The sequence below is a fragment of the Thioalkalivibrio nitratireducens DSM 14787 genome, assembly GCF_000321415.2.
GTDB lineage: Bacteria > Pseudomonadota > Gammaproteobacteria > Ectothiorhodospirales > Ectothiorhodospiraceae > Thioalkalivibrio > Thioalkalivibrio nitratireducens.
The window spans coordinates 2,662,425-2,679,627 of the sequence record NC_019902.2; the positions used below are offsets into that span (position 1 = coordinate 2,662,425).

General features: G+C 64.3%; 12 protein-coding genes and 4 tRNA genes. 2 read left to right on the plus strand and 14 right to left on the minus strand.

The features are described from left to right. Nucleotides 1-13: 13 nt before the first annotated feature. The 14 genes from rpsL to TVNIR_RS12220 form a co-directional block, all read right to left on the minus strand. Nucleotides 14-391 (minus strand): 30S ribosomal protein S12, encoded by a 378-nt coding sequence (gene rpsL / locus TVNIR_RS12155; RefSeq protein ID WP_006747217.1) that lies wholly within the window; start codon nucleotides 389-391, stop codon nucleotides 14-16. Between the two features lie 111 nt (nucleotides 392-502). Next, entirely contained in the window at nucleotides 503-4,723 is a 4,221-nt protein-coding gene (rpoC, locus tag TVNIR_RS12160; RefSeq protein ID WP_015259332.1) for a DNA-directed RNA polymerase subunit beta', read from the minus strand. Nucleotides 4,724-4,800: 77 nt separating this feature from the next. Continuing rightward, the gene (gene rpoB / locus TVNIR_RS12165) at nucleotides 4,801-8,877 is read right to left on the minus strand and encodes a DNA-directed RNA polymerase subunit beta (protein WP_015259333.1); all 4,077 of its coding nucleotides are present in this window, start codon (nucleotides 8,875-8,877) and stop codon (nucleotides 4,801-4,803) included. A 129-nt stretch (nucleotides 8,878-9,006) separates the two neighbouring features. After that, a complete protein-coding gene (gene rplL, locus TVNIR_RS12170; protein ID WP_015259334.1) occupies nucleotides 9,007-9,384 on the minus strand; it encodes a 50S ribosomal protein L7/L12 in 378 nt (125 codons plus the stop codon). Nucleotides 9,385-9,428: 44 nt separating this feature from the next. After that, a complete protein-coding gene (gene rplJ / locus TVNIR_RS12175; protein ID WP_211263197.1) occupies nucleotides 9,429-9,953 on the minus strand; it encodes a 50S ribosomal protein L10 in 525 nt (174 codons plus the stop codon). A 222-nt stretch (nucleotides 9,954-10,175) separates the two neighbouring features. Continuing rightward, nucleotides 10,176-10,871: a 50S ribosomal protein L1 gene (gene rplA / locus TVNIR_RS12180; RefSeq protein WP_015259336.1), complete on the minus strand. Its 696-nt coding sequence runs from the start codon at nucleotides 10,869-10,871 to the stop codon at nucleotides 10,176-10,178. A 1-nt stretch (nucleotide 10,872) separates the two neighbouring features. Continuing rightward, nucleotides 10,873-11,304, minus strand: a complete 432-nt coding sequence (gene rplK, locus TVNIR_RS12185; protein ID WP_015259337.1) for a 50S ribosomal protein L11 — start codon at nucleotides 11,302-11,304, stop codon at nucleotides 10,873-10,875. 68 nt (nucleotides 11,305-11,372) lie between these two features. After that, on the minus strand, nucleotides 11,373-11,906 hold the full coding sequence (gene nusG / locus TVNIR_RS12190; protein WP_015259338.1) for a transcription termination/antitermination protein NusG: 534 nt from the start codon (nucleotides 11,904-11,906) through the stop codon (nucleotides 11,373-11,375). A gap of 19 nt (nucleotides 11,907-11,925) precedes the next feature. Further along, nucleotides 11,926-12,294, minus strand: coding sequence for a preprotein translocase subunit SecE (gene secE, locus TVNIR_RS12195; RefSeq protein WP_015259339.1), 369 nt, complete (start codon nucleotides 12,292-12,294; stop codon nucleotides 11,926-11,928). Nucleotides 12,295-12,330: 36 nt separating this feature from the next. Further along, a tRNA-Trp gene (locus TVNIR_RS12200) sits at nucleotides 12,331-12,406 on the minus strand. Between the two features lie 78 nt (nucleotides 12,407-12,484). Then, entirely contained in the window at nucleotides 12,485-13,675 is a 1,191-nt protein-coding gene (gene tuf / locus TVNIR_RS12205; protein ID WP_015259329.1) for an elongation factor Tu, read from the minus strand. Between the two features lie 74 nt (nucleotides 13,676-13,749). Then, nucleotides 13,750-13,825, minus strand: a tRNA-Thr gene (locus TVNIR_RS12210). A gap of 20 nt (nucleotides 13,826-13,845) precedes the next feature. After that, nucleotides 13,846-13,919 (minus strand) — tRNA-Gly (locus TVNIR_RS12215). Nucleotides 13,920-13,968: 49 nt separating this feature from the next. Then, nucleotides 13,969-14,053, minus strand: a tRNA-Tyr gene (locus tag TVNIR_RS12220). Nucleotides 14,054-14,258: 205 nt separating this feature from the next. Between TVNIR_RS12220 and pilB the strand changes: the two genes are divergently transcribed. Next, nucleotides 14,259-15,971 carry a type IV-A pilus assembly ATPase PilB gene (pilB, locus tag TVNIR_RS12225; RefSeq protein ID WP_015259340.1) on the plus strand — a complete coding sequence of 571 codons (1,713 nt, stop codon included), beginning with the start codon at nucleotides 14,259-14,261 and terminating at the stop codon, nucleotides 15,969-15,971. Between the two features lie 7 nt (nucleotides 15,972-15,978). Next, nucleotides 15,979-17,187, plus strand: a complete 1,209-nt coding sequence (locus TVNIR_RS12230; protein WP_015259341.1) for a type II secretion system F family protein — start codon at nucleotides 15,979-15,981, stop codon at nucleotides 17,185-17,187. The last annotated feature ends 16 nt before the right edge of the window (nucleotides 17,188-17,203 follow it).

Consider the following 17,203-nt stretch of genomic DNA (forward strand, 5'->3'; position numbering starts at 1 on the left):
TGAAACGTCGGGATTAGGTCTTCTTCGGACGCTTGGCGCCGTACTTGGATCGCGCCTGGGTGCGTTTCTGCACGCCCTGCGTATCCAGGCTGCCGCGCACCGTGTGATAGCGCACACCGGGGAGGTCTTTCACACGGCCGCCACGAATCAGCACCACCGAGTGCTCCTGGAGGTTGTGGCCCTCGCCACCGATGTAGCTGCTCACCTCGTAACCGTTCGTCAGACGCACACGCGCGACCTTGCGCAGCGCCGAGTTCGGCTTCTTCGGGGTGGTGGTGTAGACCCGCGTGCACACCCCCCGCTTCTGCGGCGAACCCTGGAGCGCGGGGACCGCGCTCTTCTCGACCTTGCGCTTGCGCGGCTTGCGCACCAACTGGTTAATCGTGGCCATGAAACCCTTTCTCCTAGCCGAAAAAGAACGACAGGCCGATTCCCAGGACCGGCCTGCCGAGGGAGCGAGATTGTAAGGACCGCCCCCGATCGTGTCAAGACGGGACGCGCCCTAGTCGGCGGACGTCCCCGGTTCTCCCCCGTTGTCCGGGAGCGTGGTCACCTCCGACGCTGCCGCCTCGCTACCCATCAGGTCGAAGCTCGGCAGTTCGAGCTGGCGCTTGCGCCGGCGCTCCTTGTGATAGGCCAGCCCGGTGCCGGCGGGGATCAGCCGGCCGACGATCACGTTCTCCTTCAGACCGCGAAGTTCGTCGCGCGCGCCGCGGGTCGAGGCCTCGGTCAGGACCCGGGTGGTCTCCTGGAAGGAGGCCGCGGAGATGAACGACTCGGTGACCAGCGACGCCTTGGTGATACCCAGCAGCACGCGTTCGTAGGTCGCGGGACGCTGATCGCCCTCGAGCTTCTCGTTCTCCTCGATCACGCGGGCACGGTCGATCTGGTCACCGGCCAGCAGTCGCGTGTCGCCGGGATCAGTGATCACGACCTTGCGGATCATCTGCCGCAGGATCACCTCGATGTGCTTGTCATTGATCTTCACGCCCTGCAGGCGGTAGACGTCCTGGATCTCCTGCACGTGATACTCGGCCAGCACGGTGGCACCCCGCAGACGCAGGATGTCGTGCGGATCGAGCTCGCCGTCGACGATCACCTCGCCACGTTCGACCCGCTCGCCTTCGAAGACGTTGACGTTCCGGTACTTCGGAATCAGCGTCTCCTGTGGATCGCCCCGGTCCGGCGTGATCACGACACGCTGCTTGCCCTTGGTTTCCTTACCGAAGGAGATGGTGCCCGAGATCTCCGCGAGCACCGCCGCGTCCTTCGGCTTGCGCGCCTCGAACAGGTCCGCCACGCGCGGGAGACCACCGGTGATATCGCGGGTCTTCGACGACTCCTGCGGCAGACGGGCGATGACGTCGCCAACCTCCACCCGGGCGTTGTCGTCGAGGTTGAAGATCGCACCGGCCGGCAACAGGTACTGGGCCGGCATGTCGGTTCCCGCAATGAACAGGTCGTTCCCGTCCTCGTCGATCAGCCGAACGGTCGGTCGCAGATCCCGCCCGGCGGCGCTGCGGCTCTTGTGGTCCATCACCACGTTCGACGACAGGCCGGTGAACTCATCGGTCTCCTTGGTCACGGTGACGTTGTCGACGAAATCGACCAGCTGCACCCGCCCCGCGACCTCGGTGATGATCGGATGCGTGTGCGGATCCCAGATCGCCACTTCCTGGCCAGCCACGACCGCGTCACCTTCCTTCACGCTGATGCTCGCCCCATAAGGCACCTTGTAGCGCTCGCGCTCGCGCCCGGCCTCGTCGATCACGCCGAGCTCACCCGAACGCGAAACCGCAACCAGATTGCCGTGCTTGTTGACCACGGTCTTGATGTTGTGCAGCCGGATCTGACCGGCATTCTTGACCTGAATCGCGCTGACGGTCACCGCACGGCTCGCGGCCCCGCCGATGTGGAAGGTGCGCATCGTGAGCTGCGTGCCCGGTTCGCCGATCGATTGCGCCGCAATCACACCGACCGACTCGCCGATGTTGACCAGATGCCCGCGGGCGAGGTCACGTCCGTAGCACTTGGCGCAAATGCCCTGGCGGGTCTCGCAGGTGATCGCGGAACGGACCCAGACTTCGTCGACGCCATTTTCGTCGAGCATGTCGACCCGCGCCTCGTCGAGCAGCTCGCCCGCCACCACCAGCACGTCGTCTCCGCCCGGCTTGAGGATGTCGCGGGCCGTGGTACGGCCGAGCACGCGGTCGCGCAGCGGCTCGACCACGTCGCCCCCCTCGATGATGGCCTTCATCAGCAGCCCCTGCTCGGTGCCGCAGTCGTGTTCGGTAACCACGACGTCCTGCGACACGTCGACCAGCCGACGCGTCAGGTAGCCCGAGTTCGCGGTCTTCAGCGCGGTATCGGCCAGGCCCTTGCGCGCCCCGTGCGTCGAAATGAAGTACTGCAGCACGTTCAGGCCTTCGCGGAAGTTCGCAGTGATCGGCGTCTCGATGATCGAGCCGTCCGGCTTCGCCATCAGTCCGCGCATGCCGGCCAGCTGCCGGATCTGCGCGGCAGAACCACGCGCCCCGGAGTCGGCCATCATGAAGATCGAGTTGAACGACGACTGGGCCACCCGCTCACCCTCGCGCGTGGTCACCTGTTCCTTGCCGAGATGATCCATCATCGCTTTCGCAACCTGGTCGTTGCAGTGCGACCAGATGTCGACGACCTTGTTGTAGCGTTCGCCCTTGGTGACCAGGCCCGACGAGTACTGTTCCTCGATCTCCTTGACCTGTTCCTCGGCGACGCCCAGGATCTCGGCCTTCTCGTCCGGAATCACCATGTCGTCGGCGCAGAACGACACGCCGGCACGGGTCGAGAACCGGAAACCAAGATACATCAGCTGGTCCGCGAAGACCACGGTGTCCTTCAGGCCCAGACGCCGGTAGCAGGCGTTGATCAGCCGGGAGATCGCCTTCTTGCTCAGCTCGCGATCGATCAGGCTGAACGGAAGCCCCTGCGGCAGGATGTTCGACAGGATCGCCCGGCCCACGGTCGTCTCCCGCCGGATCCGCGCTGGCGGCCCGTCGCTGGCATCGTTCCCGCCGTCGGTGTCGGCGATCCGCACCTGGATCCGCGCATGCAGGTCGACCACCCCGTTCTCGTAGGCGCGGTGCACTTCGTCGACGTCCGCGAACACCATCGCCTCGCCCTTTGCATTCACCCGCTCGCGCGACAGGTAATACAATCCGAGCACGATGTCCTGCGACGGGACGATGATCGGCTCACCGTTGGCCGGCGACAGCACGTTGTTCGACGACATCATCAGCGTGCGCGCCTCGAGCTGCGCCTCGAGCGACAGCGGTACGTGCACCGCCATCTGGTCACCGTCGAAATCCGCGTTGAACGCCGCGCAGACCAGCGGGTGGAGCTGGATCGCCTTGCCCTCGATCAGCACCGGCTCGAAGCCCTGGATACCCAGGCGGTGCAGCGTCGGCGCGCGGTTCAGCAACACCGGGTGCTCGCGGATCACTTCCTCGAGGATATCCCAGACCTCCGGGCCTTCTTTCTCGACCGCCTTCTTCGCGGCCTTGATCGTGGTGGCCAGACCACGCCGCTGCAGTTTGCCGAAGATGAACGGCTTGAACAATTCCAGCGCCATGCGCTTGGGCAGGCCGCACTGGTGCAGGCGCAGCGTCGGGCCGACCACGATCACCGAGCGGCCGGAGTAGTCGACGCGCTTGCCGAGCAGGTTCTGGCGGAAGCGTCCCTGCTTGCCCTTGATCATGTCGGCCAGCGACTTCAGCGGGCGCTTGTTGGTTCCGGTGATCGCGCGGCCGCGGCGGCCGTTGTCGAGCAGCGCGTCGACCGACTCCTGCAGCATGCGCTTCTCGTTGCGCACGATGATGTCCGGTGCGTTCAGTTCCAGCAGCCGGCGCAGGCGGTTGTTGCGGTTGATCACCCGGCGGTAGAGGTCGTTCAGATCGGAGGTCGCGAACCGGCCGCCGTCCAGCGGCACCAGCGGGCGCAGGTCCGGCGGCAGCACCGGCAGCACCGACATGATCATCCACTCCGGCTTGTTGCCGGACTCGAGGAACGACTCGACCAGTTTCAGGCGTTTGCCGAGGCGCTTGATCTTGGTCTCGGACCCGGTCTCCGACAGCTCGGTGCGCAGTCGCACCGCCTCGGCCTGCAGGTCGATGTTCTTCAGCAGTTCGAGCACGGCCTCGGCGCCCATCAGCGCGACGAAGTCGTCGCCGTGCTCTTCGATCGCCTCGAGGTATTCCTCGTCGGTCAGCAGCTGGCCGCGCTCGAGCGTGGTGAAACCCGGGTCGACGACGATGAACGACTCGAAGTACAGGACCTTCTCGATGTCCTTCAGCGTCATGTCGAGCAACAGCCCGATCCGCGACGGCAGGCTCTTCAGGAACCAGATGTGCGCGACCGGAGACGCCAGGTCGATGTGACCCATGCGCTCGCGGCGCACCTTGGTCTGCGTCACCTCGACGCCACATTTCTCGCAGACCACGCCGCGGTGCTTCAGACGCTTGTACTTGCCACACAGGCACTCGTAGTCCTTCACCGGACCGAAGATCTTCGCGCAGAACAGGCCGTCGCGCTCGGGCTTGAAGGTGCGGTAGTTGATCGTCTCGGGCTTTCTCACCTCGCCGAAAGACCAGGCCCGGATCTGGTCCGGCGACGCGAGGCCGATGCGAATCGCATCGAATTCTTCCGGCTGGGTCTGTTGCTTGAACAGATTGAGGAGGTCTTTCATTCGCTAGCCTCGTAACTTGTATTTCTGGAGCACCCCGCGTGGGGTGCCCGCGATCGGGGCGGCCGGATGGGCTCGGCTCAGTCCTGTTCCAGCTCGATGTTGATGCCGAGCGCACGGATTTCCTTCATCAATACGTTGAAGGACTCGGGCACGTTCGCCTCCATGTAGTGTTCGCCATCGACGATGTTCTTGTACATCTTGTTACGGCCCTGCACGTCATCGGCCTTCACGGTCAGCATCTCCTGCAGGGTGTAGGCGGCACCGTAGGCCTCCAGCGCCCAAACCTCCATCTCCCCGAAACGCTGGCCGCCGAACTGGGCCTTGCCGCCGAGCGGCTGCTGCGTGACCAGCGAGTACGGACCGGTGGAACGGGCATGCATCTTGTCGTCGACCAGGTGGTTGAGCTTCAGCATGTGCATGTAGCCGACGGTCACCGGCCGGTCGAAGGAATCGCCGGTGCGGCCATCGTAGAGCACCGCCTGGCCGGTCTCGGGAAGATCCGCGAGACGAAGCATCGCCTTGATTTCCGTCTCGTGCGCGCCGTCGAACACCGGCGTCGCCATCGGCACACCGCCACGCAGATTCCGGGAGAGGTTCAGGATCTCGGTGTCGGAGAGCGTATCGAGGTCCACCTTGCGCTCGCCGCGGGCGTAGATCTCCGCCAGGAACTCGCGCAGCCGCGCGATCTCGGCCTGTGCTTCCAGCATCCGGGCGATCTTCTGCCCAAGGCCCTTGGCCGCCCAGCCGAGGTGAACTTCCAGCACCTGCCCGACATTCATCCGCGAGGGCACGCCCAGCGGGTTGAGCACGATGTCCACCGGGGTTCCGTCCTCGAGGAAGGGCATGTCCTCTTCGGGCACGATCATCGAGATCACGCCCTTGTTGCCGTGCCGGCCGGCCATCTTGTCGCCCGGCTGCATCCGCCGTTTCACCGCGACGTAGACTTTGACCATCTTCTGCACGCCCGGAGGCAGGTCGTCACCGGCGGCCAGCTTGGCCTTCTGGTGCTCGAAGCGCTTCTCGAAGGCCTCGGCCTGCTCCTCGAGCTGGCGCCCGAGTTCCTCGAGCTGGGCGTTGCCCTCGTCGTCGCGCAGGCGGACCTCGAACCAGTGGTTGCGCGACAGCCCGGCCAGGTACTTTTTCGTGACCTTGCTGCCATCGGCGAGCCCGTCGGGACCGCCGGCCGCCACCTTGTTGAGCAGAAGCCGTTCCACCCGGGCGTAGATATCCTCCTCATAGATACGCTGCTGGTCGCGCAGATCCTTGCGTACCCCGGCCAGGTCCGATTCCTCGATCGAACGCGCGCGTGCGTCCTTTTCCACCCCGTCGCGGGTGAACACACGGACGTCGATCACCGTGCCCTCGATGCCCGAGGGCACGCGCAGCGACGTATCCTTCACGTCCGACGCCTTCTCGCCGAAAATCGCGCGCAGGAGTTTCTCTTCCGGCGTCAGCTGGGTTTCACCCTTCGGGGTTACCTTGCCGACCAGGATGTCGCCGGGCCGGACCTCGGCACCGACGTAGACGATGCCGGATTCGTCCAGCTTCGCAAGCAGCGACTCGGAAACGTTCGGGATGTCCGCAGTGATCTCCTCCTGCCCCAGCTTGGTATCGCGCGCGACGCAGTTCAACTCCTCGATATGGATGGTCGTGAACCGGTCCTCCTGCACCACCCGCTCCGAGATCAGGATCGAGTCCTCGAAGTTGTAGCCGTTCCAGGGCATGAACGCGACCATCATGTTCTGGCCCAGCGCCAGCTCGCCCATGTCGGTCGAGGACCCGTCGGCCAGCACATCGCCGCGTGCGAGCCGGTCACCCACGCTCACCAGCGGGCGCTGATTGATGCAGGTGTTCTGGTTGGAACGGGCGTACTTGGTCAGGTTGTAGATGTCGACCCCGGGTTCGCCGGCGGCGGTCTCGTCGTCGTTCACGCGCACCACGATCCGCGCCGCGTCGACCGAATCCACCGTGCCGCCGCGACGGGCCACGATCGAGGATCCGGAATCGATTGCGACGGTCCGCTCGATGCCGGTCCCGACCAACGGCTTTTCGGCGCGCAGGCAGGGCACGGCCTGGCGCTGCATGTTCGAGCCCATCAGCGCGCGGTTCGCGTCGTCGTGCTCGAGGAACGGGACCAGCGCGGCCGCCACCGACACGATCTGCTTCGGTGACACGTCCATGAACTGGATCTTGTCCGGCGTCGAGATCGTGAACTCGTTTTGGTAGCGGCAGGACACCAGATCGTCGGTCAGCCGGCCCTGCTGGTCCATCGCGGCGTTGGCCTGCGCGATCACGTACTGGCTCTCCTCGATTGCCGACAAGTAGACGATCTCGTCGGTGACCTGCCCGCCGTCCACCTTGCGGTACGGGGTCTCGAGGAAGCCGTACCGGTTGGTGCGCGCATACACGGCAAGGGAATTGATCAGGCCGATGTTTGGCCCTTCCGGGGTCTCGATCGGGCAGACGCGGCCGTAATGCGTCGGATGCACGTCGCGCACTTCGAACCCGGCCCGCTCGCGGGTCAGACCGCCGGGGCCGAGTGCAGAGATCCGACGCTTGTGCGTGACCTCGGACAACGGGTTGTTCTGATCCATGAACTGCGACAGCTGCGACGAGCCGAAGAACTCCTTGACCGCCGCCGCCACCGGCTTCGCGTTGATCAGTTCCTGCGGCATCAGCCCCTCGCTCTCGGCAACGGTCAGGCGCTCCTTCACCGCGCGCTCCACCCGCACCAGGCCGAGCCGGAACTGGTTCTCGGCCATCTCGCCGACACTGCGGATGCGACGGTTGCCGAGGTGATCGATATCGTCGGTGGTACCGATCCCGTTGCGCAGGTCGATCAGGACCTTCAGCACGTCGAGGATATCATCGGGCGAGAGCACCCCCTCGCCCTCGTCGGTGTCGCGGCCGACGCGCCGGTTGAACTTCATCCGCCCGACCGCGGACAGGTCGTAACGCTCCTCGGAGAAGAACAGGTTGCCGAACAGGTTCTCGGCCGCATCCTTGGTCGGGGGTTCGCCCGGGCGCATCACGCGGTAGATTTCCACCTGCGCCTCGAGCTGCGTGCGCGTGGAATCCAGGCGCAGGGTGTCGGAGATGAACGATCCGCGGTCGTAATCGTTGGTGTAGATGATCGCGAACTCGGCGACGCGCTGGTCGCGCAGCTTGTCGAGCAGGCCCTCGGTGATCACCTCATTGGCATCGGCGAGGACTTCGCCCGTCTCCTCGTCGACGACGTTGCGCGCCAGTGCACGCCCGATCAGGTAGTCGTCGGGCACGTCCAGCGTGCGGATTCCGGCCTTTTCGACCTCGCGAATGTGCCGCGGGGTGATGCGCCGCCCCGCCTCGACGATCACGCGGTCACCGTCGCGGATGTCGACCACCGCATTCTCGCCACGCAGGCGTTCCGGAATCAGCTCCAGCGACGCGCCGCTCTCCTGCAGCCGAACGGTATTGAACTCGAAGAACGTCTGCAGCACCTGCTCGGCGTCCATACCCAGTGCGCGCAGCAGCACCGTGGCCGGCAGCTTGCGGCGCCGGTCGATGCGCACGAACACGATGTCCTTCGCGTCGAATTCGAAATCCAACCACGATCCCCGGTACGGGATGATCCGGGCATTGAACAGCAGCTTCTGCGAGCTGTGGGTCTTACCCTTGTCGTGATCGAAGAACACGCCGGGCGGGCGATGCAGCTGCGACACGATGACGCGCTCGGTGCCGTTGATCACGAAAGTGCCGTTCTCGGTCATCAGGGGCAGTTCACCCATGTAGACCTCCTGCTCCTTCACTTCCTTGACCACCGTGCTGCCCGCAGGTGCCTCCTTGTCGTGGATCACGAGGCGCAGCATCACCCGCAGCGGTGCGGCATAGGTCACACCGCGGATCTGGCATTCCTTCACGTCGAACATCGGTTCGCCGAGGCGGTAACTGACGTACTCCAGCTGCACGTGACCCGAGTAGCTGACGATCGGGAATACCGACTGAAACGCGGCATGCAGACCCTTCGCCGCGCGGCTTTCGGCCGGCAGGCTGTCCTGCAGGAAGTCGCGATACGACGCGAGCTGGGTCTCGAGCAGGTAGGGAACCTCAAGAATCTGGGGGCGCTTGCCAAAATCCTTGCGGATGCGTTTTTTTTCGGTATAACTGAGGGCCATGGCATACCTCGGCAGCAACTGGGGTCATCGGGTGGCGCGGCGTCGCCACCACGGGACAAGGCTGGCGGACTTGCGGCCGCCAGCCTTGGGGTTCCGTGCTAACTCACGAAACAACTGACTGGAACGCCTTTATTTCAGCTCGACCGAGGCACCGGCCTCTTCCAGTTCTTTCTTCATCTTCTCGGCTTCTTCCTTGTTCGCGTCTTCCTTCACGGTGGTGGGTGCACCTTCGACCATGTCCTTGGCTTCTTTCAGGCCCAGACCGGTCAGCGCACGCACCACCTTGATCACTCCCACCTTGTTCGACCCAAAGCTGGTCATCACGACGTTGAATTCGTCCTTGACCTCTTCCGCCGGGGCCTCGCCCGCAGCTGCCGCCGGAGCAGCGGCGACTGCGGCCGCAGCGGACACGCCGAACTTCTCTTCCATTGCGCTGATCAGGTCGACGATTTCCAGAACCGTCATGTTGCCAATCGTTTCCAGGATTTCCTCTTTCGAGACTGCCATGTGAATTCTCCTAATGGGCTACCGCCCGACTATTCAGAAATGTTTCAGGCGGCTGCCTGCTTTTGATCACGGATCGCTGCGACGGTGCGCACCAGCTTGCCCGGCACCTCGTTCACGGTGCGGGCGAACTTGTCGAGCGGGGCCTTCATCACGGCCATCAGCAGACTGATGGCTCCGTCACGGGTGGGCAGACTGGCGAGACGATCGAGGTCGCCCGCGCCAAGCATCTGCCCGCCAAAGGACACCAGCTTGACCTGCAGCTTGTCGTTGGTCTTCGCGAACGACTTCACCAGGCGCGCGGCGGAACCCGGATCCTCCTCACTGAATGCGAGCACCAGCGGGCCGACCAGCCCCTGTTGCATGCACTCGAAGTCGGTTCCTTCCACCGCCCGCCGGGCGAGGCTGTTCTTCACGACTCGCAGGTAGACACCGGACGCCCGTGCCTGCTTGCGCAGTTCGGTCATCTGGGCCACCGTCAGACCACGGTATTCCGCTGCAACCGCGGAATGCGCCGAGGCAGCAACCGCGGCCAGTTCCGAGACAATCACCTTCTTGTCATCGAGATTCAAAGCCACGTTGACTTTCCTCCGTTGGGATCACCGGAATGCAGGTGATCATTGCAAACCGGGGCGAGGCCCCGGGGTACCTGGTGCTTCCCGCCGCAGGACATTCCTGAATCGGGCTGACACCATCTGCGCAGGCTGGGATATTGAGCGGCGTACCGCGCCTGCGGTCTTGGATGGTCCGCCACCGCCACGGTGGCGGCCGACCCAAAATCGATACGATTCAAATCAAAGGCTGAGCGTGGACTGATCGACCTGAACACCGGGGCCCATCGTCGACGACACGGTCACCCGCCGGACGTACACGCCCTTGGCCGTCGAGGGTTTGAGTTTCATCAGGTCCGCCAGCAATGCGTTCAGGTTCTCGGTCAGCGCGTGGCTGTCGAAATCTACCGCGCCGATGGAGCAATGGATGATCCCGCCCTTGTCGGTACGGTAGCGGACCTGGCCGCTCTTCGCGTTCTTCACCGCGGTGGCGACGTCGGGCGTTACGGTGCCGACCTTCGGGTTCGGCATCAGCCCACGCGGCCCCAGGATCTGGCCCAGCTGACCGACCACGCGCATCGCGTCCGGCGATGCGATCACCACATCGAAATTCAGCTCGCCGGCCCGCACCTGCTCGGCCAAATCATCCATACCGACAATGTCCGCACCCGCTTCCCGCGCCGCATCCGCGTTGGCACCCTGGGTGAACACCGCCACGCGGACACTCTTGCCGGTACCGTTGGGTAGCACGGTAGAACCCCGAACGACCTGGTCCGATTTGCGCGGATCGACGCCGAGGTTCACCGAGACGTCGATCGATTCACGGAACTTGACCCCGGAAAACTCGCGCAGCAGGTCGAAAGCCTCGCCGACCGGGTAGGCCTGCCCGGGGCGCAGCTTTTCCCGGATCGCCTTCATCCGCTTGGACAACTTCGCCATCTCAGAGACCCTCCACGTCGAGGCCCATGCTGCGGGCACTGCCGGCGATCGAGCGGACCGCCGCTTCCAGGTCGGATGCGGTCAGGTCCGGTTCCTTGGTGCGCGCAATCTCCTCGAGCTGCTCGCGCGTCACCTTGCCGACCTTCTTGGTATTCGGCGTGCCCGAGCCGCTGGCGATGCCCGCGGCCTTCTTCAGCAGGATCGCGGCCGGAGGGGTCTTGGTCACATAGGTGAAGCTTCGGTCCGCGTAGACCGTGATCACCACCGGAATCGGCAGCCCCGGTTCCATGCCCTGCGTGGCCGCATTGAAGGCCTTGCAGAACTCCATGATGTTGACGCCACGCTGACCGAGCGCCGGGCCCACCGGTGGGCTCGGATTCGCCTTGCCGGCCGGAACCTGCAGCTTGATGTATGCCGTAATCTTCTTGGCCATTGCTTCTCCTTCGGGTGCAAGCGCCTCGCGGCTCCCCGAAACGGGTTAATGCGCGGGCCGGGCCCGCGTCAGGTTTTCTCGACTTGGTGGAATTCGAGTTCCACGGGCGTCGACCGCCCAAAAATCTGCACCGCGACCAACAGGCGGCTCTTGTCGTAGTTCACCTCTTCCACGACTCCGCTGAAGTCGTTGAACGGGCCGTCCGTCACCCGCACCATCTCGCCGACCTCGAACAGCACCTTCGGCCGCGGCTTCTCCGCACCCTCCTGCATGCGCTGCAGGATGGCGTCGGCCTCCTTCTCGCTGATCGGCGCCGGCTTGTCGGCGGAGCCCCCGATGAAGCCCAGCACGCGCGGAACTGACTTGACGAGGTGCCAAGCCTCGTCGCTCAGGTCCATCTGCACCAGAACGTAGCCGGGAAAGAACTTGCGCTCGCTCTTCCGCTTCTGCCCGTCCTTCATCTCGACCACCTCTTCGGTGGGCACGAGGATCTGGCCGAAGTGATCCTGCATTCCGTGGCGTTCGATCCGCTCCTGCAGGGAGCGCTTCACTTGCCCCTCGAAGCCGGAGAACGCTTGAACCACATACCAGCGCAATGCCATATCTGCTTCCCCTGCCTAGCTAGCCGATGAACTGCCGGATGATCCAGCCGAGCAGCGAGTCCAGCAGCCAGAGGAAGATACCGACGAGAATCACCACGCCGAGCACGATCAGCGTGGTCTGGGTGGTCTCGACCCGGGTCGGCCAGACCATTTTCCGCACCTCGGTGCGGGCGTTGCCCAGGAAACCGGCGAGCTGCCGGCCCTTGGCGGTCGTCATGCTGATGAACACCGCCACGCCCACGACCGCCAGCAGGCCGACCACGCGCACCAGCATCGACTCGGCGGCAAAATAGTAGAAACCCATCACACCGGCGATCAGCAGCGCGACCGCCACGGCGAGCTTGGCGGTATCAAGCCCGCCCCCCGTCTGTTCCGTCTGTTCACTCATGAGATCATCACCTGAGGCCCGTCGCCACCCGATGGATGGCAGGCCAGGAGGGACTCGAACCCCCAACCTGCGGTTTTGGAGACCGCTGCTCTGCCAATTGAGCTACTGGCCTGTTGCTTGACTGCTTGCGAAAAGAACACGGGAGACGGCAACGACCGCCTCCCGCGGTGACCTCGGCCCTACGAGTGTATCACTCGATGATCTTGGAGACGACGCCGGCGCCGACGGTACGGCCGCCCTCGCGGATCGCGAAGCGCAGCCCGTCTTCCATCGCAATCGGGGCAATCAGCGACACCGTCATCTTCACGTTGTCACCCGGCATCACCATCTCCACGCCTTCCGGAAGATCGCAGGAACCCGTCACGTCCGTCGTCCGAAAATAAAACTGCGGACGATAACCATTGAAAAACGGCGTGTGACGACCACCCTCGTCCTTGCCCAGGATGTACACCTCCGCCTCGAACTTCGTGTGCGGCGTGATCGAACCCGGCTTGCACAGCACCTGACCGCGCTCCACCTCGTCACGCTTCGTCCCGCGCAGCAGCACGCCCACGTTGTCCCCGGCCTGCCCCTGGTCCAGCAGCTTGCGGAACATCTCCACGCCCGTCACCGTGGTCTTCTGCGTGTCGCGAATGCCGACAATCTCGACCTCGTCGCCCACCTTCACGATCCCACGCTCGACCCGACCCGTCACCACCGTGCCACGCCCGGAAATCGAAAACACATCCTCCACCGGCATCAAAAACGCACCGTCCACCGCACGCTCCGGCTCCGGAATGTACGAGTCCAGCGCCGCCACCAGCTTCTCGATCGACTGCGAACCAATCTCGCTGTCGTCCCCCTCCAGCGCCTTCAGCGCCGAACCGGTCACGATCGGCGTGTCGTCCCCGGGGAAATCGTAACTCGACAGCAAATCCCGAACCTCCATCTCCACCAGCTCGAGCAGCTCGGCGTCGTCCACCATGTCCGCCTTGTTCAAGTACACCACGATGTACGGAACCCCCACCTGCCGCGCCAGCAGAATATGCTCCCGCGTCTGCGGCATCGGACCGTCCGCCGCCGAAACCACCAGAATCGCACCGTCCATCTGCGCCGCACCGGTGATCATGTTCTTCACGTAGTCCGCGTGCCCCGGACAGTCCACGTGCGCGTAATGCCGCTGGTCGGTCTCGTACTCGACATGCGCCGTCGCAATCGTGATCCCGCGCGCCTTCTCCTCCGGCGCGTTGTCAATCTGGTCGTAGGCCTTCGACTCGCCACCAAACTTCTTCCCCTGCACCACCGTCAACGCCGCCGTCAGCGTCGTCTTCCCGTGGTCCACGTGACCAATCGTTCCCACATTCACATGCGGCTTCTTACGCTCGAATTTTTCCTTGGACATCGTCTCGATTCCCCGGGGTTGTGACGCTTGCCGTGTCGCTGACCACGACCGGTGCCGAATGCCTCGATACAGAATGGAGCCCATGACCGGATTTGAACCGGTGACCTCTTCCTTACCAAGGAAGTGCTCTACCGACTGAGCTACATGGGCAAACCCGTCGCTGACGGACCTGGAGCGGGTGATGGGAATCGAACCCACATCATCAGCTTGGAAGGCTGAGGTTCTACCATTGAACTACACCCGCACAACCGATGCTGATCCATGCCACCGCCCGGCCCGTGGCAGAACTTGTATGGTGGAGGGGGGAGGATTCGAACCTCCGAAGGCTGAGCCAGCAGATTTACAGTCTGCCCCCTTTGACCGCTCGGGAACCCCTCCTCGATCAAGCGGCGTATTCTCCGCGACCCGGAAACGTGAGTCAAGCCCCTCGCGGGGCTGCGGAGGCCGCCGGCGGCGCGGCAGAATCCCGGGCCGGCGGTCCCGGACGCTGGCAGGTCGCGGCCGGCCCGTTACGGCCTTCTCTTTTTTCGCTATCTTCCCTAGAGTGTCGACACGAGTGTCTTGGGAACGCACACTGAGCCCCATGCCGAATCCCGTCTCCTCCGTACGTCTGCCCGGGCTGGCGCGCCGCCTCGTGGACGCCGGGCTGGCCGAGACGGCAGCGATCGCGGCGCTGGTCGACGAGGCCCGCGAACAACAAACGCCGCTGGTCGCGATGCTCGCCACGCGCACGAAGATCCCCGAGGGCCGGCTGGCCGAGGCCGCAGGGGACGAGTTCGGACTCCCCGTGTTCGACCTGGCGGCTTTCGACCGCGACCTGCTGCCGAAGGAACACCTGATCGAGACGCTGATCCGCAAGCACCATGCGCTGCCGCTGCTGCAGCGCGGCAACCGGCTGTTCGTCGCGATCTCGGATCCGACCAACCTTTCCGCCACCGACGAATTCAAGTTCGCCACCGGACTGAGTATCGAGACGGTGCTGGTCGAGCACAACAAACTCGACCGCCTGATCGAGGACTCGATCAACGCCGCGATGGCGATGATGGGCGATCTCGACGACGACGGATTCGCCGAACTGGCGGTCTCCGCTGGCGAGGAGGAACGTAACGACGACGCGACCGAGGGCATCGACGATGCCCCAGTGGTGCGCTTCGTGAATAAGCTGATGCTGGACGCGATCCGGCGCAAGGCGTCGGACATCCACCTGGAACCCTACGATAAGGACTTCCGCGTGCGCTTCCGCATCGACGGCGTGCTCTACGACGTCGGGCATCCGCCGATCACTCTCGCGCCGCGGATCATCGCGCGCGTGAAGGTGATGTCCCGGATGGACATCGCCGAGCGGCGTATCCCCCAGGACGGCCGGATCAAGCTGAAGCTCTCGCGCAGCCGGGCGATCGACTTCCGCATCAGCAGCTGCCCGACGCTTTACGGCGAGAAGATCGTGATGCGCATCCTCGACTCGGACGCCGCCCTGCTCAGCATCGATGTCCTGGGCTTCGACGACGAGCAGAAGAAACACTATCTCGGGGCCCTGAAACGCCCCTACGGGATGATCCTCGTCACCGGCCCGACCGGATCGGGCAAGACCGTGACGCTCTACACCGGCATGGCCATTTTGAACACCAACGACCGCAACATCTCCACGGCAGAGGATCCGGCCGAGATCAACATGCCGGGGATCAACCAGGTCAACGTCCACCCGAAGATCGGGCTGACCTTTGCCAATGCATTGCGCGCGTTCCTGCGCCAGGACCCGGACGTGATCATGGTTGGCGAGATCCGCGACCTCGAAACCGCGGAGATCGCGATCAAGGCGGCGCAGACGGGCCACCTGGTGCTGTCGACACTGCACACCAACGACGCACCACAAACGCTGACACGGCTCGCGAACATGGGGGTTCCCGCCTACAACCTCGCGTCGTCGATCCTGCTGATCATCGCCCAGCGCCTCGCCCGGCGGCTGTGCCCGGTCTGCAAGGAACCCGAGCAGCTCCCCGAGGACGTGCTGTTGAAGGAGGGCTTCAGTCCCGACGACATCTCCGAGGGCATCACCCTGTACCGCCCAGTCGGCTGCGACCAGTGCACCGACGGATACAAGGGACGAGTTGGCATCTACCAGGTCCTGCCGATCTCGGAAACGATGCAGCGGTTGATCCTCGAGGGTGGCAACAGCATGCAGATGGCGGATCAGGCCGAACGCGAGGGCGTGAACGACCTGCGCCGTGCAGGCCTGCTGAAGGCCCGCGCCGGGGTGACCAGCCTCGAGGAGATCAACCGCGTGACCACGGATTGAAGAACCCATGGCAGAGACCGAGACCATCTATATCTGGGAGGGTCTGAACAAAAAGGGGACTCGCGTAAAGGGCGAGACCCCGGCCGACAGCGAGATGCTCGCGCGCGCCGAGCTGCGCCGCAACGGGATCAACGTCCTGAAGATCCGCAAGAAACCGAAGTCCCTGTTTTCGACAAAGAAACGGATCAAACCGGTCGACATCGCCTATTTCCTGCGCCAGATGACGACGATGCTCAGTTCCGGCGTGCCGCTGGTGCAGGCCTTCGACATCGTCGGGCGGGGGCACGAAAACCCGACGATGGCCACGCTGATCATGGACCTGAAGTCCTCGGTCGAAGGCGGCGAGACCTTCGCGGCAGCACTGGCCAAGCATCCGAGACACTTCGACGACCTGGTGATCAATCTGGTCGAGGCCGGCGAGCAGTCGGGGACGCTGGAGACCTTGCTCGACAAGGTCGCCACCTACAAGGAGAAGACGGAAAGCCTCAAGGCCAAGATCAAGAAGGCGATGTTCTACCCGGCCGCGGTGATCGTGGTTGCGATCGTCGTGACCGCGATCCTGCTGATCTTCGTGGTGCCCCAGTTCGAGGCGCTGTTCGTCGGCTTCGGCGCGGACCTGCCGGCGTTCACCCGCATGGTCGTGAACCTCTCGGAACTCGTGCAGGCGTGGTGGTGGGCCATACTCGCGGCAATGATCGCACTCGGCCTTGTCTTCATTCAGTTGCGGCGGCGATCGCCCCGGTTCAGCCGCTTCGTCGACCTCGCGGTGCTGCGGATACCTGCGATCGGGCCGATCCTGCGCAAGGCGGCGGTGGCGCGGTTCGCCCGGACGCTGTCGACGATGTTCGCGGCGGGCGTGCCGCTGGTCGAGGCGCTTCGCTCGGTCGCCGGAGCGACCGGCAACGCCCTTTACGCCGAGGCCACCGAACGGATGCGCGAGGAGACCGCGGCCGGGGCCCAGCTGCAATGGTCGATGCGCAATACCAACGTGTTCCCGAACATGGTCGTGCAGATGGTCGCAATCGGCGAGGAATCGGGCTCGCTCGACTCGATGCTCGCCAAAGTCGCCGACTTCTACGAGGAGGAAGTCGACAACGCAGTGGACAGCCTCTCCAGCCTGCTCGAGCCGCTGATCATGGTCGTGCTCGGGGTGCTGATCGGCGGCCTGGTCATCGCGATGTACCTGCCGATCTTCATGCTGGGCCAGGTGATCTAGTGGCGCGCGCCCGGCG